The sequence below is a fragment of the uncultured Stenotrophomonas sp. genome (assembly GCF_963519125.1).
Lineage (GTDB): Bacteria > Pseudomonadota > Gammaproteobacteria > Xanthomonadales > Xanthomonadaceae > Stenotrophomonas.
Window position 1 is genome coordinate 1 of record NZ_CAUQLJ010000018.1, and the last position, 22073, is coordinate 22073.

Consider the following 22073-nt stretch of genomic DNA (forward strand, 5'->3'; position numbering starts at 1 on the left):
GCGCGGCCTGGCGGGCCGGACTCGGGCTGGCGCTCGGCGTGGCCGAAGGCGTGCTCGCCGTCGCGCTGGGCGTGGCCGGCGCCGGACGCGGCGCGGCATTGGGCACGCTGCGCTCGCGCACACTGACTTCAGGACTGCGCCCTGGCACGGTGACCTCACGCTGAGGCACCGGCGCCACCGTGACCGACACAGAGGGCGCCGGTGTGATGTCGCGTTCGCGGACCTGCAGCTCGCGCTGCGGCACCCGGATCTCCACCTGCGGCCCGGCGGTCGGCACCGGCGGGGTGGGCGCCGTGATCGTGGTGACTTCGCGCTCGCGCACGGCCAGATCGGGGGTGCGCAGCTGCGGTTCGACCGGGCGCAGGGTCGGGGTGACCGGCGTTGGGGTCGGCGCCTGCACGACGTCGACGGTGCGCTCGCGCACCTGCACTTCGGGCGCCTCGCGCGGAATCACCCGCACTTCGGTGCGCGGCACGCTGGTCGGCGGCACCACGAAATCGGTGGTGGCCTCGGCCACGTCGGTGGCCTGGACCGGCTGTTCAACCGGGGTGGGCGCGGGGGTCGGCGGAGCCGGTTCGGCGGTCGCGGCGGGCTGTGGCGGTGGCGGCGTCGGTTCGGCGTCGGTGGTGGACGGCGGCGTGGGGGGCTGCGGAGCGGTGGCGGCCGGCGTGCTGGCGGTCGCGCGCGAGCGTGCCTGCGCGGCTGCGGCCTGCGCCGCTGCAGCTGCGGCGGCGGCAGCACTGCTGGCCTCGGCGGGATCGCCACCGCCGCTATCCTGCGGGGTGCCGCTGCCGAGGAACTCGACCTGGATGCGGCCACCATCGCCACCCTGCTCCGGTGCCACCGGCGGACGGATCAACGCCACCCACAGCAGCAGTGCGGCAAACAGCAGGTGCAGCAGCAGGCTGACCACGCCGGAGGTCCAACGCATCCAGCGCTGGTCACGCGGCGCCGGATCCCAGGTCTGCCACAGCAGCCGGCGCATGGCCTGCACGGTGCCCAGCGCAGGCAGGCGGCCGGGCGAACCCGGGAGCGGGCGCTGGATCAGTTCGGCAATGACTTCGGAGGAGCGGAACGGGCGCGGTAGCGGCGTCAGCGCACGCAGCCACAGGCCCCACCCGTAAGGGAGGCCCGTGGTTTTCTCGACGATGCGTTTTTCCGGCTGGCGAGCCAGCAGCGCGTGGAGGATCTCGTCAGCCCGGCGCAGTGTCACGCAGGACGATCAGGCAGCCGTGCCGCGGGGAATATACGGCGCGTGACCGCTGTCATGGTCGGTCGCGTCACGCACGGCGGTAATGCCGGGCACGCGGCCCATCAGCGTTTTCTCGATGCCCTGCTTGAGGGTGACGTCAGCCATGCCGCAGCCCTGGCAACCGCCGCCGAAGCGCAGCAGGACCACGCCGTCGGAGGAGACTTCCTGCACGGCAACCTTGCCACCGTGCGAGGCCAGCTGCGGGTTGACTTCGTTTTCCACCACCCAGCGCACACGCTCGACCAGCGAGGCGGATTCGGCCGGCACTTCGCCCTTGATCTTGGGCGCCTTGATGGTGAGCTGCTGGCCGCCGGTGCCATTGGTGACGATGTCGATGTCGGCGCCGTCCATCCAGGCGACGCTGGTGGCGGCGACATACAGGGTGAACCCGTCGCAGTCCACGGCCCACTCGTCGCCGAGCAGGTCGGACGGTTCGGCGAACTCCAGCCGGGCGTCGGCGCGCGGGGTGCCGGCGTCGACGGCGCTGAGGCGCACGCCCATGCCGGGCACGGCTTCGCGCTCGATGAGCTTGCGGAAATAGGTCTGGGCAGTGTCGGAGATCTGGATCATGCGGCTATTCTAGCGGCTTACATGTTATGCGCTCATTCGGTTTATACACTGTCCGGCGCATTGTTCAGGCATATACGAGATGGAGGATTCCATGGCCGACCTGATTCCGCTGGCGCAGGCCCATTGCGTGCCCCGCAAGGGCAGCGACCACAAGCTGGGCGAGGCCCGGGTAGCCGAGCTGCTGCCGCAGATCCCGGGCTGGGAGCTGGCCGAACAGGGCCAGGCGCTGACCCGCACGTTCCGCTTCAAGGACTACTACCGGACCATGGCGTTCGTGAACGCCCTGGCCTTCATCGCCCATGCGGAAGACCATCACCCGGACCTGGGGGTGCATTACGACCGGGCGGTGGTGCGCTTTTCGACCCACGACGTGGGCGGGTTGAGCGAGAACGACTTCATCTGTGCAGCCAAGGCTTCGGGCCTGACGGAGTGAGTGTTATGACGATGCATATCGGAGTGCGCGCCGGGATTGTCGGCGCGGTGTTGGTGGGCCTGACGGCCTGTGGTGGGCCTTCGACGCCGGCCACGCCGGTGGCGCCGCCGACCGAGGTGGCGGCAGTGAAGACGCCGCCGCCGGTGTATCCGATCGAGCTGGCCTGCCAGGCGGTAGGCGGTACGACGACGCTGAAGGTGGTGATCGGCACCGACGGCAAGCCGGGGCAGATCGAGGTGGTGTCGGGCAGCGGCAACGCGCAGCTGGACGAGCAGGCGCAGAAGGCGGTGGAAGGCTGGCAGTTCAGGGCAGCCACGCGAGCCGGGCAGCCGGTGCCGACGACGATCCAGGTGCCGGTGAGCTTCAACCCGCCGCAGCCGAAGCCGGACGAGTGCTTCGCGGTGGAAGAACGCCTGCGTCGCGGCGGCTGATCAGGGACGGGCCCGGAACGGATGCTGGATATTTCCTCTGAAAATGTATGGGTCGCCCTGTTGGTGACCCTGGCTGCCGGGCTGGCGACCGGCCTGGGCAGCCTGATGGTGTTGTTCTCGCGGCGGCCCAACCCGCGCCTGCTGGCGTTCGGATTGGCGTTTGCAGGCGGCGCGATGGTGTTCGTGTCGCTGACCGAGATCCTGACCAAGGCGATCGATTCGTTCACGCTGGCGTATGACGCGCGGGTGGGCTATGCGTATGCGACGGCGGCGTTCCTGTGCGGGGTGGGGTTGATCGTGCTGATCGACCACCTGATCCCGAACCCGCACGAGAGCCTGGACAAGCAGGACCCGATGTTCCGGGAGAACAACAAGGCGTACATCAAGCGGGTGGGCCTGTTGACGGCGGTGGCGATCACGGCGCACAACTTTCCGGAGGGGCTGGCGACGTTCTTTGCGACGCTGGAAAGTCCGTCGGTGGGGATGCCGCTGGCGTTCGCGATTGCGATCCACAACATTCCGGAGGGCATCGCGATCGCGGTGCCGGTGTATTTCGCCACGCAGAACAAGTTCTATGCGTTCGGGGCGAGCCTGCTGTCGGGGCTGGCCGAGCCGATCGGCGCGGCCATTGGCTACGTGCTGCTGTCTGGGGTGCTCAACCACGCAACGTTCGGCTGGGTGTTCGGGCTGATTTCCGGGGTGATGGTGTTCCTGGCGCTGGACGAGCTGCTGCCCGCGGCGAAGCGGTACGCGAAAGGCCACGAGACGGTGTATGGCCTGGTGGCGGGCATGGCGAGCCTGGCGATCAGCCTGGTGTTGTTCAAGTGGTGACGCGTTGTTCGTCGGTAATCGCCAGCATTCGGTAGAGCCGGGCCCTGCCCGGCTGCTGTTGGATTGGTGCGAACAGCCTTGGGCTGCGGGGTCTCCCTGGTCAGGGCCGTCGGGGGTGGGTTTGTGGGGGACGCCGTAAACCCATCCATGGGGGCTAAGTCGCCGCATCCATGCGGCTCATTCCCCCACAAACCCACCCCCGCCGACCCTCTGACAGTTGGCAGGTGAGTCACCAAAAGGCGGTAGAGCCGGGCTCTGCCCGGCTCCATCCCTCATCCCAACCGGTTCAACACCTCTACCAGCTCGTCCGCGAGCGGCGCGTTCAGCGTGTACGGCGTCTTGCCGTTGTCCAACGCGAACTCCAGCGAGGCGGCGTGCAGGAACAGGCGTTTCAGGCCGATCTGCTCACGAAGACGCTTGTTGACGTCCGGATCGCCGTATTTGTCGTCGCCGGCGACCGGATGGCCGAGGTGCTGGGCGTGCACGCGGATCTGGTGGGTGCGGCCGGTTTCGATGCGGACTTCGCAATACGAGTGCCCGCCGCGGCGTTCCAGCACCTTGAAGTGGCTCACCGACTGCTTGCCGATGGCGTTGACCTGCACGTGGCGCTCGCCGCCTTGGCGCAGGCCGACGTGCAGCGGGGCGTCCACGGTCATGGTGCCGTCTGGCATGCGGCCGACCAGCAGGGTCAGGTAGCGCTTGCGGATGCCGGCGCCGTGGTCTTCACGCAGCAGGGCCTGCAGCTCGCTCAGGGCCGAGCGCTTCTTGGCGACGATGAGCAGGCCGGACGTGTCGCGGTCCAGGCGGTGCACCAGTTCGAGGGTCTTGCCCGGGCGCAGGGCGCGCAGGGTCTCGATGGCGCCGAAGCTGATGCCGCTGCCGCCATGGCTGGCCACGCCGGAGGGCTTGTTCAGGGCGAGCAGGCGCTCGTCTTCGTAGACGATGGCGTCTTCCAGGCGCTTCATGAACGCGGCGGGCGGACCGGCCTTGTCTCCCTCTTCTGTGAGACGGACCGGCGGCACGCGGACTTCGTCGCCGGCCTCCAGCTTGCGCTCGGCCTTGGCGCGGCCGCCGTTGACGCGGACCTGGCCGCTGCGCACCAGCTTGTAGACAAGGCTGCGCGGTGCGCCCTTGAGCTGCCCCAGCAGGAAATTGTCCAGGCGCTGCCCGGCGCGATCCTCCGGGACAGTCAGGAGACGGACGCTGGTCTTGCCTTCAGCGGGTTTGGCGGGCGGTGCGGTGTCGGTCATTGGCCTTTTATTCTGTTACACTCGGCAGGCGAGATAAGGGATTGATTTCGTTGGAAGTTGCTCTGGGCCAGAAGCCCAACTTCCCTCGATTCCGGCACAGTGCGCAGCCACCGCCCCCGGGGCGGCCATGTTAGCGGCTCACCGGCAGTCCCGGCCATCGCCGGATGCCTGACACGCGTCTGCGCTGAAAAAATGTCCCTGTGGCGCTCCAGCCTGGCTGAAAGCTGCCTCCGGCCCGTAATACCCAAACCAAGAAAATGTAGCGCTCCCGCGGCCTGCCGTGGTGTCGTAGCGCTGGAAGCCCAAGCCGCCCTCCCCGCGCATGCGCGATGGGCGTCGAAGCGTGACCAGAAGCGAAACCCCATGGCGTTCCGCGCGGTAGCAGCGCGCGAGGAACGCACTATGAAGCGAATGCTGATCAACGCCACGCAGGCTGAAGAGCTGCGGGTTGCCATCGTGGATGGCCAGACGCTGTACGACATCGACATCGAACAGCCGTCCAAGGAACAGAAGAAGTCGAACATCTACAAGGGTCGCATCACGCGCCTTGAACCGTCGCTGGAAGCGGCCTTCGTCGAATACGGTGGCGAACGCCACGGCTTCCTGCCGCTGAAGGAAATCTCCCGCGATTACTTCCAGGCCGGGGTCGACCACAACAAGGCGACCATCCGCGAACTGCTGCGTGAAGGGCAGGAAGTGGTGGTTCAGGTCGACAAGGAAGAGCGTGGCAACAAGGGCGCCGCCCTGACCACGTTCATCTCGCTGGCCGGCCGCTACATGGTGCTGATGCCGAACTCGCCTACCGCTGGTGGCGTGTCGCGTCGCATCGAGGGCGAAGACCGCGCCGCGCTGAAGGAAGCGCTGGACAAGCTGAACATCCCCGACGACATGGGCGTGATCATCCGCACCGCCGGCGTCGGCCGCGATGCCGAAGAGCTGCAGTGGGACCTGGACTACCTGCTCCAGGTCTGGAAGTCGATCGCCGAAGCCGCGCTGACCAAGCCGGCCCCGTTCCTGATCTACCAGGAATCGCGCCTGATCGTGCGCGCCCTCCGCGACTACCTGCGCGCCGATGTCGGCGAGATCCTGGTCGACACCGAGGAGCTGTACGACACCGCCCGCGATTTCATGCAGCAGGTGATGCCGCAGACCCTGCGCAAGCTGAAGCATTACAAGGACGACATCCCGCTGTTCAACCGCTTCCAGATCGAATCGCAGATCGAAGGCGCCTACGAGCGCAACGTGCGCCTGCCGTCGGGCGGCTCGATCGTGGTCGACCAGACCGAAGCGTTGACCGCCGTCGACGTGAACTCCTCGCGCGCCACCAAGGGCAGCGACATCGAGGACACCGCGTTCCAGACCAACCTGGAAGCGGCCGAGGAAGTGGCCCGCCAGCTGCGCCTGCGCGACTTGGGCGGCCTGGTGGTGATCGACTTCATCGACATGTCGTCCAACAAGCACCAGCGCGAAGTGGAAAACCGCCTGCAGAACGCGCTTAAGTACGACCGTGCGCGCGTTCAGCTGGGCCGCATCTCGCGCTTCGGCCTGATGGAAATGAGCCGCCAGCGCCTGCGCCCGAGCCTGGGCGAATCCAGCCAGATCGTCTGCCCGCGTTGCGACGGCCATGGCCGCATGCGCAGCGTGGAATCGCTGTCGCTGTCGATCATCCGCGTCGCCGAAGAGCATGCGATGAAGGAAAACACCGGGCAGGTGCTGGTCCAGGCCCCGGTGGAGATCGCCAATTACCTGCTCAACGAAAAGCGCAACGCGCTGCGTGAGATCGAACAGCGCCACGACGCGCCGATCGTGATCGTCGCCGACGAGCAGCTGCATACGCCGCACTACGAAGTGACCCGCCTGCGTGAAAACGAACTGGGCGAAGACAGCGGCAAGCCGAGTTACCAGCGCGGCACCCCGCGCAAGCTGCCCGTGCACGCGCTGACCAAGGCGCAGCTGAACATCCCGGCTGCCCCCGCAGTGACCAACGTCAAGCACAGCTCGCCGGCCCCGGTCCGCGAAGTGGCCGAACCGGTCGCCGCACCGGCCCCGGTCGCCCCCGCCCCGGTTGCTGCACCCGCTGCCACCGGCGTGGTCGGCTGGCTCAAGCGCATCTTCGGAGGCGAGCCGGCACCCGTCGCCGCCCCGGCGCCCGCTGCGCGTCCTGCCCAGGACGGCAACCGCAACGGCCGCAACAAGGACCGCAACGGCAAGGACCGCAATGGCCGTCGCGATGAGCGTGGCGAGCGCGGTGAGCGTTCCGGCCAAGGCCAGGCCCAGCAGGGCCAGGGCCGTGGCAAGGACCGTCGCGACGACCGTGGCGAGCGTGGTGGCAAGGGCGAGCGTCGTGAAGGCGAGCGCCGTGAAGAGCGCCGCCAGGACGCAACGGCACAGGCCGCCGCGCCGAACGCCGGCCAGCCGCAGCAGGGCAAGCAGCGCAATGAGCAGCAGCCGAAGGCGCCGCGCAACGAGCAGCAGCCCAAGCTGAACCAGAACCAGGGCCAGAAGCAGAAGCAGCCGCGCCAGCAGAACGAGGGCGACAAGCCGCAGCGTCAGCCGCAGGCCGAAAACGCCAAGCCGGTGCAGAACGACGCGACCGTGGCCGATGCCGCGCTGGTCGCCGCCGCTGCCGTGACCGTGGCCGACGTCGCCACCCCGGCGCCGGTTGCACCGGTTGCCGCTCCGGTGGCAACCCCGGTCGCTGCGGACGACACCCAGGCCGCCGTGGTCGCGGGCGACGCCGGCGAGCACGGTGACGCGCCGGGCACGGCCGATGACGCCGCTGGCGAAGGCGCCTCGCGCCGTCGTCGTGGCCGTCGCGGTGGCCGTCGCCGTCGTCGTGGCAATGGCGAGCAGGCTGCCGGCAGCGAAGGTTCGCTGGACGACGCCGGTCTGGATGACGATGCCGAGGGCGACGAGCAGGACAACGACCAGGACGGCGACACCGCCGCCCCTGCCGCCCGTCCGGCCGTGACCCAGGGCCAGCCGCAGCCGGAGTTCGACTTCGACGACGAAGGCGCTGCTACCCCGGCTCCGACGGCTGCTCCTGCGGCACCGGCACCGGTCCAGGCCCCGCGCCCGGCCCCGGTTGCCGCCGTGGCCGCTGCCGCACCGCTGGCCGTGGTCAGCAGCCCGGTGGTGACCGCCGGTCACGCCGAGCCGAGCCCGACCCCGACCCCCGCTCCGAAGGCCGAGCCGGTGGCCGAGCGTGCGCCGTCCTACACCGACCGCGTGCCGTTCGTGGAGTCGCCGATGCCGGTGGCCGCGCCGGTGGAAGCTGCGCCGCAGGCGGAGAAGCCGGTGGTTGCGGAAACGCCGAAGGCCGTCGAGGCCCCGGCCGTGACCGAAGCGCCCAAGGCTGTGGAAGCCCCGGTGGTTGCCGAAGCAGCGAAGGCGGTCGAGGCTCCGATCGTGACCGAAGCACCGAAGGCTGTCGAAGCTCCGGTCGTGACCGAGGCACCGAAAGCTGTCGAAGCGCCGGTTGTGGCCGAAGCACCTAAGGCTGTCGAAGCCCCGGTCGTGACCGAAGCACCGAAGGCGGTTGAAGCCCCGGTCGCTGTCGACGCACCGAAGGCCGCAGACGTCGCCGTCGATGCCCAGCCCGAGCGCAAGGGTCCGACCGAAGTCGGCCGCCCGGTCCAGACCAGCATGCTGGAGCCCACTCCAGTGGCGCAGACCGGCCAGCTGTTCGGCAGCGTCCAGAGCGATGCCGCCCCGACCGACGCCGCCGCCCAAGCCGCGCATGCTGAAGCCCGCGAAGACATCCCCACCGATGAACTCGCCCCCGCCGAAGCCGCCGCCAAGGAAGACCAGGACAAGGCCGACAAGCCCTGATCCCCTGTTCCCGGTAGAGCCACGCCCGGCGTGGCTGCGACGCAAAGCAGAACCCAGACAGCGGCCGAAAGGCCGCTGTCTGCATTTGCGCGCCCCAGAAAAATTCGACGACCCGTTAACGCCGCAAGGCGCATCGTCCTGCCTGCGGGGGCGCACGCTGAGAGACTGCCATGGCTTCTCCGTCCGGCGCGCTTGCCGCGCCCGCCCGCTATCGCTATGACGCCGATAACCTGCTGGTCTGTACAGGCACGGCCAGCACATCACTTTGGCGCTACTGGCTGGACGACGTCGTGGTCAATGCCGCCGGCGATGGCAATGAACTGAGCTGGCCGTACTTCGCCGGTCAGCAGGTTGCCACCCGGCGCGGCGGCATCGGCGGCGGCCCGATTGCAACGCTTCTGGCCACAGACCCATCCGGCTCCGTGCTCATGGAGGCCGATTTCGGCGCACGCAACCAGCGCTACACGCCCTACGGCTTCCTGCCCTCGAAAAGGACCGAGCTGCAACCCGCCTACAACGGCGAACTACTCGACAACCCGAGTGGCTGCTACCTGTTGGGCGCGGGCCACCATCGCCCTTACAGCCCGACGCTGCATTTCTTCCTTGCACCGGATGCGCTCAGCCCGTTTGGCGACGGCGGTACCAACACGTACGCGTATTGCGCGGGCGACCCGATCAACCGCAGCGATCCATCGGGCCATTTCTGGAACTGGATCATGACAGGCGTCGCCGTGATCGCCGCTGTCGCAAGTCTGGGCGCGCTTGCCGCTCCGCTGATTGCCGGGGCCGCCACGCTTACCGCGTCTGCCATAGCGGGCGCAGCCATCACCACCGTAGGGGCTGTGGTCGAGGTTGGGGGGCTCGTTGCCCACGAGCTTGGCAACGAAAAGGTCGCGAGCATTCTGGGTTGGGTGGGATTGGCCACCGGCGCCGTTGGACTTGCTGTTTCATTTCCTTCCGTTGCAAGGCAGGCAGCAAAGGCAGGGGCGTTCCTTGCCAACAAGACAAGAAAGGGCTTGTCCAAAGCGCTCAAATGGGCCGCAACGCCCCCCAGCGTTCCCTACCATCGCATGCCGGACGGCTTGGTCCGTGGCGGATTGATTCCTGGCGCGCCACCGAAGGCCGCTGCCCATGCAGCAGTCAAGTCAACCGTGCGAGGCACTGGCACGCCGTTCAAAGGTCATGGGAGGCAGGCCAGGAGCAGCGCGCCACCTGTCCAGCGGACATTGCGGCCGTTGCTCCACAAGGACCTTGTCGCTGAAGCACAGGAGACACTCGAGAGGATCCGAAAAGGACTCCCGGCGCATTATCCGAAACAGGATGGTGCTGTGTTCGGAAACCAGTCAGGCTTCCTGCCCCAAGCGAAGCGCGGTCATTACGTGGAGTACACCGTCCCGACGCCTGGCGCCTTCGACCGGGGTGGACGCAGATTGGTGCTGGGAGGCCTGAACGTCAATGGCCCGGCCAATGTCTACTTCTCAGGCGACCACTACATCACCTTCAAGAGAGTGATATTCCACAACCGGATGGACGATTGGTACCCCTATCCACGCCCGCCCTGAGGCTGGATGCGAAATCCAGCGCTCACGGCGCGAACTGCAACCGCGCCCACACCCCGTAATGGTCCGACGCCCAGCGTCCTTCCGCATACGGCTGGTCGAACAGCAGCCGCGCCTCGCGCGCGACCAGCTGGTCCTGCTGGAAGAAGATGTGGTCGATGCGCGAGGGCGCTTCGTAGTAGTGCCGGTTGAGCGTACTCACCTGCGCCAGCTGATTGTTCACGTGCACGCTGCCGTAGCTGTCGCCGTAGCGCTGGCGCAGCGCGCTCAGGTCCCCGGCATCCACCAGCGCGTTGAAGTCGCCGGCGATCACCACCGGCGCGTCGCCGGAAGTGGCGGCAATGAACTTCAACAGGTCCGCCACCTGCTCGCCGCGGATGCGGCCGCCGTTCTCGTCCGAACGTTCGTTGAGATGCGTGGCGTACACGTTCACCGCCTGGCCGTCGACATCGATGCGGAGGTGCGCCACGGTGCGGTAATCGGTGCGCGGTGCCAGCAGGTGCTCGCCGCGCGCCAGCACCGTGCGACGGGTCAACAGCGCATTGCCGTAGCGTTTGAAGCGCCCTGGCGGATCGGTCGAGACGAACTGGTAGTCGTAGCCCAGCTTGTTTGCCAGCCACGCCGCCTGGTTGCGCACGTACGGTTTCTGGATCACTTCCTGCAACGCGATCGCATCCGGCTGCAACGCTTCCAGCTCGCGCAGGATGACCTGACGACGCTGCGGCCAGTCTTCGCGGTCATGGTGCAGGTTGAAGGTCACCATGCTCATGCCCGGCGCCTGCGGCTCCGCCGCGCGCGCCGGCAACATCGCCAGCGTGCACGCGACCAGCATGCAACGCATGCCGGCCGCCAACCAACGCGCGCTCATGGCGCCTTGCGTTCGGCGCGGCGCACCGAGGCGGGAATCTGCACTTCAACCTTGGCCGGCACCTGGGTGACGCGCAGCTCGCCGTTGATCCATTGCGCCGGCTCACCGTTGATGGTCGCCTCGCCCGGCTCACCGGCATACGGCCACGGCAGGACCAGCCCGCCCTGCGGCACCACCAGGCCCGGCTGCACCTGCAGGGTCAGCAGCTTGTCGCTGCGGCTCAGCGAATAGCCCAGCTGGCCATACGGGGTGCGCAGCCCCTTGATGGCCACGCCCTGCCCTTCAAACCACCGCGTGGGAACGCCTGCGGCCAGTACCAGGCTGTCGTCCACGTCGCGCGTGTAGGCGAACATGTCCAGCGCCGAGCGCACGAAGTCCGAGGCCACCCACGCGTGCGGCAGGTCGCCGACGAAGAACGGCTTGCGCGGCGTGTGCGAGACCACTTCGGCCCACTGGTTCCAGGCCTGCGGCGCGCGGTCCTTGAAGAAGAACTCGGTCGCCTGCCAGGCGCGGTCGCGCCAGCCCAGGCGCACGAACGCGGCCACGTTGCGCCACTCGTACGGGGTGTAGTCCTTCCATTCGCGCTTGCCGTCGCGGCGCGCTTCGAACTCTTTCCAGTAGCGTTCGAAGGTGTTGTCCAGGTACGGCTGCGGCAACCTGCCCTGCTCGCCCGCCGGTGCCAGCGCGATGGTGGTCGAGGTCGCATCGAAATCGCCGAGCTCGGCCGAGCCGGGCAGGAAATCGATCCTGTGCAGCGCGGTGGCCGCCAGCAGCGAGGCCTGCAGGTCGTCACGGAACTGATCGCGCGATTCTGCGATCTGCATGGCCTCGACCTTGCCCAGCGTGCTGGCAATCACGGCAGCGTCCTTGTAGCCGCGCAGCGCCCAGAAGTTGTCCCAGTACGAATGCATCGGCTTGGCCGAATAGCCTTCGTGGCTGATCGAGACCGGCATCATGCCGTAGAAGGCCGCGTTGCGCGCACGGTTCTCCTCGGTGCGCTCGCTCAGGCGCAGCTGCTCCATGTACTGGTACGCGCCCTGCACATGCGGCCACATCAGCTCCAGGAAGGTGCTGTCGCCGGTGTAGCGCCAGTACTCGGCGATGTTGAAGATCAGCTCACCGTGGCTGTCGTTCTCCGGCACCGGGTCGGCGCCGCGCGGGTCCACGCAGCACGGCACCTTGCCGTTGTCGAACTGGTACGGCGCGTACCAGTTCACGTACTCGCGCACCGCGTCGCTGCGGCCCATGCGCAGCAGGCCTTCGGAAATCATCGCGCCGTCGCGGATCCAGCTGCGCGAGTAAGAGCGCGTGCCCGGCTGCAGGCTCGGCCCGATCCGCGAGATCAGCATGTGTGCCAAGGCGGTGCGCAGGGTGTCGGCCAGCGGCTTGCCTGCCGCCGGCACCTGCAGCGAGACCTGGTCCAGCTTGGTGCGCCACATCGACGCGACCTGCTGCTGTGCCTTGTTGGCGTCGAAGTCCTTCGGCGTGGTCCAGCTGCCGGTCTGCGGCAGCACGATGGCCACTTCGCGGGTCTGTCCCGGTTCCAGGCGCCACTTGTACAGCAGCGCGCCCGAGGCCAGTCCGGTGGGGTCGCGCACTTCGGTGGCGGTCGGCAGGTTGCCTGCCGCCAGGTGGGTCACTTCGAGCTTGCCGTCGAACGGGCTGGCGAAGGCCGCATCCGGCGCCTGCACCGGGAACACGCGCGGGGCGCCGTTGACCTCGACCTGGCCCGGTTCGATCTCCAGCCGGTCGATCCGGCTCACGCCGCCCACGGTATTGAGGAACTGGCGCGGCGGATTCACCTGCCACGGGCGCACCGCCAGCGCCAGGGTATAGTCGTGCGCTACCTTGTCCGGGTTGTGCAGGGTGTAGCGGCCGACCAGCTGCGCCTTGTCCGGGCTGCCCTGGACGAAGCCGGTCACCTTCAGCGCCGCCTGCGGGTGGCTCCAGTCGACGCTCGCGATCGGCAGGTAGTCGTCCTGCAGCGACTGCTTGGTTTCCACGTCGGCCCAGCTCAGCAGCTTCTTGTCGACGAGCACGAACGGTTCGACGCTGAAGCTGGCCTTGGCCGGTTCGAGCGCGCCGTCCTCGCCGATCAGCGCCTGCTCCTTGCCGCCATCCAGGCCCAGCAGGGTCCAGTACGGCTGTTCGCCGCTGAACCCGCGCGGCACGAAGCCGCGGGTCAGATCGGCGCCGACCGACTCGACGAAGTCATTGGGTGTGGCGGCGAAATCCAGCGGTTTGATGGAGATGTCGCGGATGCCGTAGCGCCAGCTGCGGCCGTTCTCCAGGTCGAAACGCAGGTAGCGCGCTTCGGTGTCGGGCAGCGCCAGCCAGTCGCGGTCGCCACCGCCACCGGCGGTGATCTCGCGCAGCGTCTTCCAGTCGCGGCCGTCGACCGAGGAGCGCACCACGTAACGCGTGGCCTCCAGGCCCGGCAGCCACTGGATCACCGCCCCGCCGAACTCGCGCACCTTGTGCAGGTCCAGGCTGATGGTCTGGTCGGGCACGCCACCGCTGATCCACACTGTGTCCGGCTTGCCGTCGGCAATGCGGCTCTGCAGCGCGGTGGCGGTGTCGGCGATCACCGATGGCGCCAGCGCCGAGGTATCGGCCGGAGGCAGTGGCTGCAGGGTGAGCCGGTCGAAGCACACCGTGCCGCGCCCGCCGACCTTGCTGTAGATGGTGAACTCCACCGCCGCGCTCCTGCGCAGGGTCTTGTCCGGGTCCGGGCCCCAGGCCTTGTCGATCTGGCGCTGGCGGTACTGCACCGGGGTCCAGGTCTTGGGGAAGCTGTAGCCGGGCCGGTTGACCCACCACACGTTGTCGCCGCTGGCGTCGATCAGCTTGAACTGCAGGTCGTTGCCCGGCGAATCGCCACGGATCTGGAAGCCCAGCTGGTAGTTGTCCGGCCAGGTGACCGGCAGCTCGCGGCGGATCGCCACGTAACCGGAGACCTCGTGGAAATCGTAGTCCACGCACAGCGCGCGGCCGCCGTTGGCGCCGGCCACGCTGCGCAGCGAACCGCTGACCTGGTCCGATACCACCAGTTTCCAGGGCGCCATGTCGTCGAAGCTGTCCAGGACCTTGGGCGCCGCCGGCACTGCCGGGGGCGCGGCAGGCGCCGCCAACGACCACACCACACCCAGACCCAGAACACCCGCGACGACGGCACGCTTCACCCTTTCACACTCCCCAGCAACAGACCTTGGATGTAATAGCGCTGCAGCACCAGGAACAGTGCCAGCACCGGAACCACCGTGACCACCGCGCCGGCCATCATCATTTCAACGTCCATGATGTGTTCGCGCGACAAGGTGGCCAGGGCAACCGGCAGAGTGTAGTGCTCCTGGTCGGTCAGCACGATCAACGGCCACATGAAATCGTTCCACGCGCCCATGAAGGTAAAGATCGACAGGGTCACCAGCACCGGCTTGAGCATCGGCAGCACGATCTGGAAGAAGATCCGCAGCTCCCCTGCCCCATCGATCCGGGCCGCTTCCAGCAGTTCATCGGGAATCGAGCGCGCGTACTGGCGCACCAGGAAGATGCCGAACACGCTGGCCAGCGCCGGCACGATCACCCCGCCGAAGCTGTTCACCAGCCCCAGCTGCTTCATCAGCAGGAACAGCGGCAGCATCGCCACCTGGGCCGGGATCACCAGCGCCGCCAGCAGGACCTGGAAGATCCGTTCGCGGCCGACGAAGCGCAGCTTGGCGAACGCATAGCCGGCCATGGTGTTGAGCAGCAGCGAGCCCAGCGTGATCGCCAGCGACACGAACAGGCTGTTGACGAAGTTGTTGCCCATGCCGGTGCGGGCGAACAGCTCGTGGTAGTTGGCGGTGGTCACCGACGAGGGCAGCAGCGGCGGAGGGAAATGCGCCGCTTCGCCGGTCGGCATGAACGACACCGACAGCATCCACAGCAGCGGCGCCAGGCTGACCGCAGCCAGCACCAGCAACCCACCGTTCACCCACCACGCATGCCAGCGCGACTGGCCGATCTCACGACTCATACCAACTGCCTCTTGCGGCCGAAACGCAGCATCAGGCTGGTGACGGCCAGGATGATCAGGAACAGCAGGAACGCCACCGCCGACGCGCGGCCCAGGTTCCACCACTTGAAGCCTTCCTCGAACATGAAGTAGAGGACGCTCACGGTGCTCTGCAATGGGTCGCCACGGGTCATCACGTAAGGTTCGGCGAACAGCTGGAAGTAGCCGGAGACGGTAATGACTCCGACCACCAGCAGCACCGGGCCGAGCATCGGCAGGGTGATGTGCAGGAACTGCTTCCAGCGCGAGGCACCGTCGATGCGGGCGGCTTCGTACAGGTCATGCGGGATCGCCTGCAGGCCGGCCAGGAAGATCACCATGTTGTAGCCGAAGTTCTTCCAGACCGCGAACAGCATGATGGTCGGCATGGCCCAGTTCGGGTCGCCCAGCCAGTCGATCGGGCTGATGCCGAGGTGACCCAGCCCGTAGTTCACCAGCCCGTAGCTGGTGTGGAACAGGTAGCGCCAGATCACCGCGACCGCCACCAGCGTGGTCACCACCGGGGCGAACAGCGCCGTGCGGAACAGCGCCTTGAAGCGCGCGGCCGGGGCGTTGAGCAGCATCGCCGCGCCCAGCGACACGCCGATCGACATCGGCACGCCCACGATCACGAAGTACGTGGTGTTCCACAGCGACTTCCAGAACATCGGGGTCTGCAGCAGGTCGATGTAGTTGCCCAACCCGACAAAGCGCAGGTTGCCGCCGTCGGCCAGCGCGTACAGGTCGAAGTCGGTGATGCTCAGCGCCAGGGCCGAGAACACCGGCAGGCCGAAGAACACGCCGATCACCAGCAGCGACGGCCCGGCGAAGATCCAGCCGGCAAGCGAACGCTGCTTCATGGGGTCACCTCCGCGGCGCCTTCGGCCTGCTGCCGTTGTTCATGCATCCAGCGGCGTTTGGCCAATACCTTGTCCACGCGGTCATCCAATCGGTTCACGGCTATATCCTGGTCCAGCCCACCGCGCACCACCTGTTCGGTGACGATGCGCATTTCCTGCACGATACGTTCCCACTCCAGCACCTTCGGGGTCGGCCGCACGCGTTCGAGCTGGTCGCGGAACGGCTGCGCCAGCGGGTCGTTGGCCAGCGAGGCGAATTCCCAGGTGCTGCGCCGGGGCGGCAGGTCGCCGATGATGGAATGGAAGCGTTCCTGGATCGCCGGGCGCGACAGGAACTCGATCAGCTTCCACGACGCCTCCTTCTGCTGCGAGTTGCGCGAGATCACCAGGCTGGTGCCGCCGGCAATGCCGGCGCCGGGGCCTTCCGGGCCCGGCAGTGCGGCGGTGCCCCACTTGCCTTCCAGTTCCTTGGGCTGCAGCTTCTTGAACTCGCGGATGTTCCAGGGGCCGGACAGGTAGAACACGTTGAAGCCGCGGAAGAACTCATCCCACACGTTCGAGATCTGGGTCTCGGACATGCGCGGCGCCCAGCCCTGGGCAAACATGTTTTCGTAGAACGCCAGCGTGCGGCGGAAGCCGGGGCTGCGGAAGTTGCCACGGGTGTCGTGGTCGCGCAGCAGCGGGTCGGGCTGCTGCAATGCGAACGACAGCTGCTGCTCGAACTCGTTGATCGGCATCAGGATCGCGTAGCGGTCCGGACCCTGCATCTTCTTGATCGCCGCCATCATGGTGTTCCACTCGTCCCAGGTCCTGGGCGGGTGGTCGAAGCCGGCCTGGGCCAGCAGGTCCTTGCGGTAGTACAGCAGGCGGGTATCCACGTACCACGGGATGCCGACCAGCTCGTCATGGATGACGTTGGTGTCCCAGATGCCCTGGAAGTAGTCGGCCGGGTCCACCACCTTCGACTGCGCCACGAACGGCGCCAGCGGCGTGAGCGTATTGAGCTCGGCGAACTCGGGGATCCAGGTATTGCCCAGCTGGAACACGTCCGGCAGGCCATCGGCAGCGAACGCGGTCAGCAGCTTTTCATGCGCGGCGGTCCACGGAATGTTCTGCACATCCACGTGGACGCCGGGGTTTTCGGCCTCGAACTCACGGATCAGCTCGGTGACCACCTCGGCTTCGCGGCCCATTGCCCAGAAGCGCACGGTCACCCCGCCCGGTTCTTTCCGGCAGGCACTCAACAACAGACTGCCGACAACCAGCAGCACCACACTCACCCACAGCTTGGGGCGCGACGACAAAAACACTGCTTACTTCCCCTGGGGCTGGTTGCGGTTCGAATTGGAATTGTTCTTCTGTTCCTGCGCGGCGGCCGCACGGGACTCGGCGATGCCCATCGAGCGGGCTGCAGCGGCCTTTTCATCCTTCTGCAGTTCCATCGGCTGGTCCTCGCCTTCCGGGGTCAGCCAGCCGCCGCTGAAACCGGCGCGCTCCAGGCCGCGACGGATGTGCGGGTTGTTCTTCATCGTGTCCCACACGAAGTCGTTGCGGTAGTTGGCGATCATGGTCAGGATCGGGCCCTGGTCGATGCCGATGTAGTCGCTGGCCACCCACCCGCGGTCGGGCACGATGCGCCCGGTCTTGAGGGGGATGTCGAAGTTGAAGCTGGGGTTGAACGAATCCAGGAAGCCGTAGCTGGAATACAGGTAGTCGCCGTAGCGCTTGTGCATTTCCAGCGTGGCCGGGATCACTTCCTCCGGGGCGAACACCACCGAGGCGATCGCCGCGGTCGGAGCGATGGTGCCGTCGTCGAAGTTCTCGCGCAGGCCGGCGCCGCGCGAGGAGTAATGGCGGAACTGGCGCTGCTCGCCACGGAACTCCTGGGTGGTGTTCTGCGGGCCGTCGCTGGCGGTCAAACCCCACACGTTCTCGCCGTAGTCCTTCCACTGCGCCGGGTTGGCGATGGCGTACTCGCGCTGGGCCAGCGCGGCCGAGCGGCTGTTGAGGAAGTAGGTGCTGCCGCGTTCGCGCATGTACGCGTCCTGGATGTCGCGGAAATCGATCCAGACGTGGCTGTACTGGTGGCCGAACATCGGGCCGAAGGACAGGTATTCCTGGCCCTGGAACACGCCCCAGTCGTTGTCGTAGGTACGCGTCCACACCGTCCACGCGTCCGGGCTGACCGGATGGGTCGGCGAGCCGAGCGCGAGGATGTAGACCATCATCGCTTCGTTGTAGCCCATCCAGTCATGGTCGATGAAGCCGCTTTCCGGGAACCAGCCCATCGAGATCAGCGGGGCGCGCTGCTGCAGCCACGGCCAATCCACGCGCTTGTACAGCGTATCGGCGATGGCGCGGATTTCTTTCTCGCGCGCGTCGTCGCCGGTGTAATAGGACTGCGCGAACAGCACGCCCATCATCAGCAGTGCGGTGTCCACGCTGGAGAGTTCCACCCAGCTGTCATAGCGGTGGCCCTGCTGCATGTCCAGGAAGTGGTAGTAGAACCCCTTGTAGCCACCCTTGCCGGTGCGCTGCGGGCCCATCGGCATGTCGCGGAAGAATTTCAGGGTGGTCAGCGTGCGGTCCACCGCCTGGGTGCGGCTGACCCAGCCGTTTTCCACGCCGATCGGGTAGGCGGTCAACGCGTAGCCTACCGAGGCGATGCTGGCGAACGGACGTGACGGGTAACGATCCGGGCTGAGCCCGTTGACCTCGTTGGTGGTATCCCAGAAGAACTGGAAGGTGCGGCGTTCGATATCGTCGAACAGCGGCGGCAGTTCCGGCTTCATCGGGCGCGGCGGGGCGTCGGCCTCCACCAGGATGACCGGCGGCTTGGGCTTGGAGGGCTGTTCTTCGGCCTGCGGCTTGCAGCCCACGATCGCTGCAGCCAACACGGCCAGAGCCAGAACACGACGTGCCTTCATCGACCACCACCTCATTTACGTGTGCGTTTCAGGGAGGATAACGTCCCTGCAACTGAAATCGTTTACAAACCGTGTGCGAAAAAAACCGGCGCCGCCCTCAGGCGACGCCGGCTGTTGCGATCAGAAGCGGAAGCCGACTTCTGCCTTCACCTGGCGCGGCGTACCGACGATATCGCCGGTCTCGTTGTAGCTGGCCAGCAGCTTGCCGTTGGACTTGGTGTAGTTGTAGTTGGAGAAGTTGTCGAAGTTGAACACGTTGATGATGTCGATACGCGCGTACAGCTCGGTGTCGCCCGGCATCTTGAACGTCTTCGTCGCCTGCAGGTCGACCGAACGGTAGCCCCAGATCTTGCCACCGAGCAGGAAGCGACCGTTGCCGTCCGGCACTGCGGCGCCCGGGGTCGGCAGGTCGAAACCGGTCGACTGCGTGACCGGGTACCAGTCGTTCACTGCGGTCGGGGTCGCCAGGGTGATCTTGCCACCGAAGGTGATGTCCCAGAAGCCGGCGTACGAACCGGTCAGCACGATGCGGTGACGCGGCGCGCCGTTGGAACGGATGGTCGGGTAGTCGGTGATCAGGCCGCGGTCGAACGCGTAATGCTCGTTGATGTCGCGGTTGTGGCGGGCCGTGGTCCAGGTGTAGGCGACCGAGGTGCCCCAGCCGCTTTCCTTGGTGAACGGCTTCTGCGCCGACAGCAGCACCTGCGTGGCACGGGTCTTGATGCCCTGCTGGCCGATGATCAGGCTGCCGAAGCCCGGGATGTTGCAGCTCCAGGCCTGGCTCAGGCCCGGCGAGGTGCCGCCGCACAGGCGCGGGTCGTCGAAGAACTGGCCGGTCGGGTAGCGGTTGCCCAGGGTGAAGGCAAAGCCGTCATAGGTCAGCGTACGCGCGATGGTGGCGTCGGTCAGCCACTCGCCCACCTGGTTGGACATGCCCAGGCTGAACTGGTCGGCGTACGGCGCCTTCAGGTTGTTGTTGAGCATGTCCACTTCCAGCCCGGCATTGCTGGTCGAACCGACCAGGGCCTGCAGGTTCTGGATGCCATTGAGCAGGTTCGGATCCCAGTCGTAGCACGCGGCCTGGCCGTTGAGGCAGGCGCCGGTGCCGGGGTTGCGGAAGTAGATGGTCGGCTGCGGCAGGGCCAGCTTGGTGGTTTCCAGCTGCAGGTAGTCGAACAGGTCGCGGTCGTAGGAACGGCCGGCACCACCGTGCACGACGTGCATCTCGTCGGCGTTGATGTCATACGAGAAACCAACGCGCGGCTGCCAGGCATTCTTGAATGCCTTGCGGTTGTGGCCGTTGCTGATGTAGTCGTTGATGTTCAGCCCGCCGAGTGCCATCGACTGCGCATAGGTCTGGCCGGCAGCAGCGCGCGGATCCTGGCTGAACAGTGCAGCCACCACTTCCGGCGGGGTCACGAAGTCCAGGTAGGTCGGGTTCTTTTCGTAGTCCCAACGCAGGCCCAGGTTCAACTGCAGGTGGTCATTGACCTGCCAGTCGTCCTGGATGAACAGACCGATCTGCTTCACCTTCGAGCGCACTTCACCGGTCACGCCCGACACGCCGGTCACCGGCTTGACGAACTGCGCCTTGTACGGGATGTCGGACGGGAAATCCGGATCGCCCAGGGTATAGGTGAACTGCGGGTTGATCTCCTGCGCGTCGGACGCGTACAGGTCGATTTCCTTGTACTTGGCGCCCATCTTGATGGTGTGGTCGCCGGCCCACTGGATGCCGTCCAGGGTCAGGTTGTCTTCGATCGACCAGCCCTTTTGGCCCTTGACCTGCGAGTCCAGCGCCGAGGCGCCGCCGATCTGCACCAGGGTGCGGTCGTCGGTGCCGTCCGGTGCGGTGTACACGTAGCCGTTGCCGATGGTCAGCGGCACCGGGTTGTTGAACGAATCTTCGTGGGTGAGCATCAGCTCGTTGTAGAAGCGCTCACCGCTGTGGTTCCAGCGCAGCGCGTAACGACGGTCGGTGTTCTCGGTTTCCTTGCCGTGCGACGGCGCGGTCTGCCCGCTGAACTGCTGCTGGGTTTCGTCGCGGTCCTGGAAGGTCAGCTCGATGCGGTCGTTGTCGGTCGGCTCGACGTCGATCTTGGCGAAGATCAGGTCCTGCTGGAACGGCTGGCTGGCCGGGCCGAGCTGGGCGGCGGCATCGGCCGGCAGCAGGCCGACGCGGTTGGTCACCGAGCCTTCCGGGGCGATGGTCACCGGCAGGTCGAAGCGCTTGGCTTCGTAGGTCACGAAGAAGTGCGCCTTGTCCTGCACGATCGGGCCGCCCAGGGCGAAGCCGTATTCCTTCTCGGCCGAAACTTCCTTGGTCTTGCCTTCCTGGCGCTCGGCCGGGGTCTTGGCGCGCATGTCTTCGTCGGTGTAGCGGTAGAACGCCTCACCCTTGAATTCATTGGTACCGGACTTGGTCGCCGCAGTCACTGCCGCGCTGGAGACCTGGCCGTACTCGGCCTTGTAGTTGCCGCTGATGACCTTGTACTCGCCAATGGCCAGCTGCGGGAACGGGTTGCCGGCGCTGCCGGACTGGCCGGCGACGCCGCCGCCCTTGACGTAGCTCTTCTGGCCCACGCCATCGATGTAGACGTTGGTGCCGTCGGCATTGGTGGCACCGCCGCGCAGCGAGGTGTTGCCCTTCGCGTCACGGGTGAAGATCATGCCCGGCACCGCGTCGGCGAACTCCAGGAAGTTGCGCGACACCTGCGGGGTGGTCTGGATCTGCTGCAGGCTGACCGTCTTGCCCACTTCGGACGTACGCACTTCCTGCAGCAGGGTCGGCGCAACCACATTGACCGTGTCGAGGTTGGTGGCGTTGGCGGTGGACCCGTTGGCGGCGGCGCCGCTGAAGTTCAGCGTCGCGGTCGAGGCCACGGTCACGGTGACCTTCTGGGTCTGGCCATTGGCGACCACGTCATAGGTGCCCGGGTCCAGGCCCATCAGCGAGTAGCTGCCGTCGGCGCGGGTGGTGGCACGGCGGACGCTGCCGCTGGCCACGTTGGTGGCGGTGACTTCGGTGCCGGCTTCGGCCTGGGCAACCTGGCCGCGCAGCGACGAGGTAGCGGACTGTGCCATCACGGCCGGCGCAGCACCCAGCAACAGGCAACTGACCAGTGCACTGCTGAGCAGGCGGCGGGCCGGCATGCGGGTGCGGTTATTGAAATACGTCATGTAAATCTCCGGGTGGTGGAAGCCGTCGTTGCGGCCACCTGTCTTTTT

The 22073-nt window shown here is 66.9% G+C and carries 15 protein-coding genes; 5 read left to right on the forward strand and 10 right to left on the reverse strand.

Going from position 1 to position 22073, the window contains the following annotated elements; genetic code table 11:
* A partial coding sequence (locus RYM47_RS14970) for a hypothetical protein (protein WP_315388843.1) occupies nt 1–1213 on the reverse strand: 1213 nt, incomplete at its 3' end.
* Nucleotides 1214–1222: 9 nt separating this feature from the next.
* Nucleotides 1223–1822, reverse strand: coding sequence for an NfuA family Fe-S biogenesis protein (locus RYM47_RS14975; RefSeq protein ID WP_070209612.1), 600 nt, complete (start codon nt 1820–1822; stop codon nt 1223–1225).
* 91 nt (nt 1823–1913) lie between these two features.
* On the opposite strand from RYM47_RS14975, the gene RYM47_RS14980 reads away from it, so the two are divergent.
* Genes RYM47_RS14980 through zupT form a run of 3 tightly spaced genes read left to right on the forward strand, consistent with a single transcriptional unit; the run spans nt 1914 to nt 3517 of the window.
* Nucleotides 1914–2255, forward strand: a complete 342-nt coding sequence (locus RYM47_RS14980; RefSeq protein ID WP_070209613.1) for a 4a-hydroxytetrahydrobiopterin dehydratase — start codon at nt 1914–1916, stop codon at nt 2253–2255.
* A 5-nt stretch (nt 2256–2260) separates the two neighbouring features.
* Nucleotides 2261–2686, forward strand: coding sequence for an energy transducer TonB (locus RYM47_RS14985; RefSeq protein ID WP_315388844.1), 426 nt, complete (start codon nt 2261–2263; stop codon nt 2684–2686).
* Between the two features lie 21 nt (nt 2687–2707).
* Nucleotides 2708–3517, forward strand: coding sequence for a zinc transporter ZupT (gene zupT, locus RYM47_RS14990; protein WP_315388845.1), 810 nt, complete (start codon nt 2708–2710; stop codon nt 3515–3517).
* A gap of 272 nt (nt 3518–3789) precedes the next feature.
* On the opposite strand, the gene RYM47_RS14995 is transcribed toward zupT, so the two are convergent.
* On the reverse strand, nt 3790–4767 hold the full coding sequence (locus tag RYM47_RS14995) for an RluA family pseudouridine synthase (protein WP_315388846.1): 978 nt from the start codon (nt 4765–4767) through the stop codon (nt 3790–3792).
* A 411-nt stretch (nt 4768–5178) separates the two neighbouring features.
* Here RYM47_RS14995 and rne point away from each other — a divergent pair, with 411 nt between their 5' ends.
* Both rne and RYM47_RS15005 read left to right on the forward strand, forming a co-directional pair.
* Nucleotides 5179–8598, forward strand: coding sequence for a ribonuclease E (gene rne / locus RYM47_RS15000; protein WP_315388894.1), 3420 nt, complete (start codon nt 5179–5181; stop codon nt 8596–8598).
* 170 nt (nt 8599–8768) lie between these two features.
* The gene (locus tag RYM47_RS15005) at nt 8769–10160 is read left to right on the forward strand and encodes a ribonuclease domain-containing protein (RefSeq protein ID WP_315388847.1); all 1392 of its coding nucleotides are present in this window, start codon (nt 8769–8771) and stop codon (nt 10158–10160) included.
* A gap of 22 nt (nt 10161–10182) precedes the next feature.
* Here RYM47_RS15005 and RYM47_RS15010 read toward each other — a convergent pair whose 3' ends face one another.
* From RYM47_RS15010 to RYM47_RS15040, 7 genes are all read right to left on the reverse strand, one after another.
* Nucleotides 10183–10989, reverse strand: a complete 807-nt coding sequence (locus RYM47_RS15010) for an endonuclease/exonuclease/phosphatase family protein (RefSeq protein WP_315388895.1) — start codon at nt 10987–10989, stop codon at nt 10183–10185.
* A gap of 32 nt (nt 10990–11021) precedes the next feature.
* On the reverse strand, nt 11022–14207 hold the full coding sequence (locus RYM47_RS15015) for a discoidin domain-containing protein (protein ID WP_315388848.1): 3186 nt from the start codon (nt 14205–14207) through the stop codon (nt 11022–11024).
* Nucleotides 14204–15040: a carbohydrate ABC transporter permease gene (locus RYM47_RS15020; RefSeq protein WP_070209662.1), complete on the reverse strand. Its 837-nt coding sequence runs from the start codon at nt 15038–15040 to the stop codon at nt 14204–14206. The genes RYM47_RS15015 and RYM47_RS15020 overlap by 4 nt, the downstream gene beginning before the upstream one ends.
* Nucleotides 15037–15918: a sugar ABC transporter permease gene (locus RYM47_RS15025; RefSeq protein ID WP_070209663.1), complete on the reverse strand. Its 882-nt coding sequence runs from the start codon at nt 15916–15918 to the stop codon at nt 15037–15039. Before RYM47_RS15025 ends, RYM47_RS15020 begins: the two co-directional genes overlap by 4 nt.
* The gene (locus tag RYM47_RS15030; protein WP_315388896.1) at nt 15915–17192 is read right to left on the reverse strand and encodes a sugar ABC transporter substrate-binding protein; all 1278 of its coding nucleotides are present in this window, start codon (nt 17190–17192) and stop codon (nt 15915–15917) included. The genes RYM47_RS15025 and RYM47_RS15030 overlap by 4 nt, the downstream gene beginning before the upstream one ends.
* Nucleotides 17193–17231: 39 nt before the next feature.
* A complete protein-coding gene (locus tag RYM47_RS15035; RefSeq protein WP_315388849.1) occupies nt 17232–18860 on the reverse strand; it encodes a glucoamylase family protein in 1629 nt (542 codons plus the stop codon).
* A 105-nt stretch (nt 18861–18965) separates the two neighbouring features.
* Nucleotides 18966–22025 carry a TonB-dependent receptor gene (locus tag RYM47_RS15040; RefSeq protein ID WP_315388850.1) on the reverse strand — a complete coding sequence of 1020 codons (3060 nt, stop codon included), beginning with the start codon at nt 22023–22025 and terminating at the stop codon, nt 18966–18968.
* Nucleotides 22026–22073 lie beyond the last annotated feature (48 nt).

What these genes read in the sequence shown, in the direction of transcription:
- RYM47_RS14975 (WP_070209612.1), bottom strand. Translation starts at nt 1,822, where the DNA reads ATGATCCAGATCTCCGACACTGCCCAGACCTATTTCCGCAAGCTCATC.
- RYM47_RS14980 (WP_070209613.1), top strand. Translation starts at nt 1,914, where the DNA reads ATGGCCGACCTGATTCCGCTGGCGCAGGCCCATTGCGTGCCCCGCAAG.
- RYM47_RS14985 (WP_315388844.1), top strand. Translation starts at nt 2,261, where the DNA reads ATGACGATGCATATCGGAGTGCGCGCCGGGATTGTCGGCGCGGTGTTG.
- zupT (WP_315388845.1), top strand. Translation starts at nt 2,708, where the DNA reads ATGCTGGATATTTCCTCTGAAAATGTATGGGTCGCCCTGTTGGTGACC.
- RYM47_RS14995 (WP_315388846.1), bottom strand. Translation starts at nt 4,767, where the DNA reads ATGACCGACACCGCACCGCCCGCCAAACCCGCTGAAGGCAAGACCAGC.
- rne (WP_315388894.1), top strand. Translation starts at nt 5,179, where the DNA reads ATGCTGATCAACGCCACGCAGGCTGAAGAGCTGCGGGTTGCCATCGTG.
- RYM47_RS15005 (WP_315388847.1), top strand. Translation starts at nt 8,769, where the DNA reads ATGGCTTCTCCGTCCGGCGCGCTTGCCGCGCCCGCCCGCTATCGCTAT.
- RYM47_RS15010 (WP_315388895.1), bottom strand. Translation starts at nt 10,989, where the DNA reads ATGCTGGTCGCGTGCACGCTGGCGATGTTGCCGGCGCGCGCGGCGGAG.
- RYM47_RS15020 (WP_070209662.1), bottom strand. Translation starts at nt 15,040, where the DNA reads ATGAGTCGTGAGATCGGCCAGTCGCGCTGGCATGCGTGGTGGGTGAAC.
- RYM47_RS15025 (WP_070209663.1), bottom strand. Translation starts at nt 15,918, where the DNA reads ATGAAGCAGCGTTCGCTTGCCGGCTGGATCTTCGCCGGGCCGTCGCTG.
- RYM47_RS15035 (WP_315388849.1), bottom strand. Translation starts at nt 18,860, where the DNA reads ATGAGGTGGTGGTCGATGAAGGCACGTCGTGTTCTGGCTCTGGCCGTG.
- RYM47_RS15040 (WP_315388850.1), bottom strand. Translation starts at nt 22,025, where the DNA reads ATGACGTATTTCAATAACCGCACCCGCATGCCGGCCCGCCGCCTGCTC.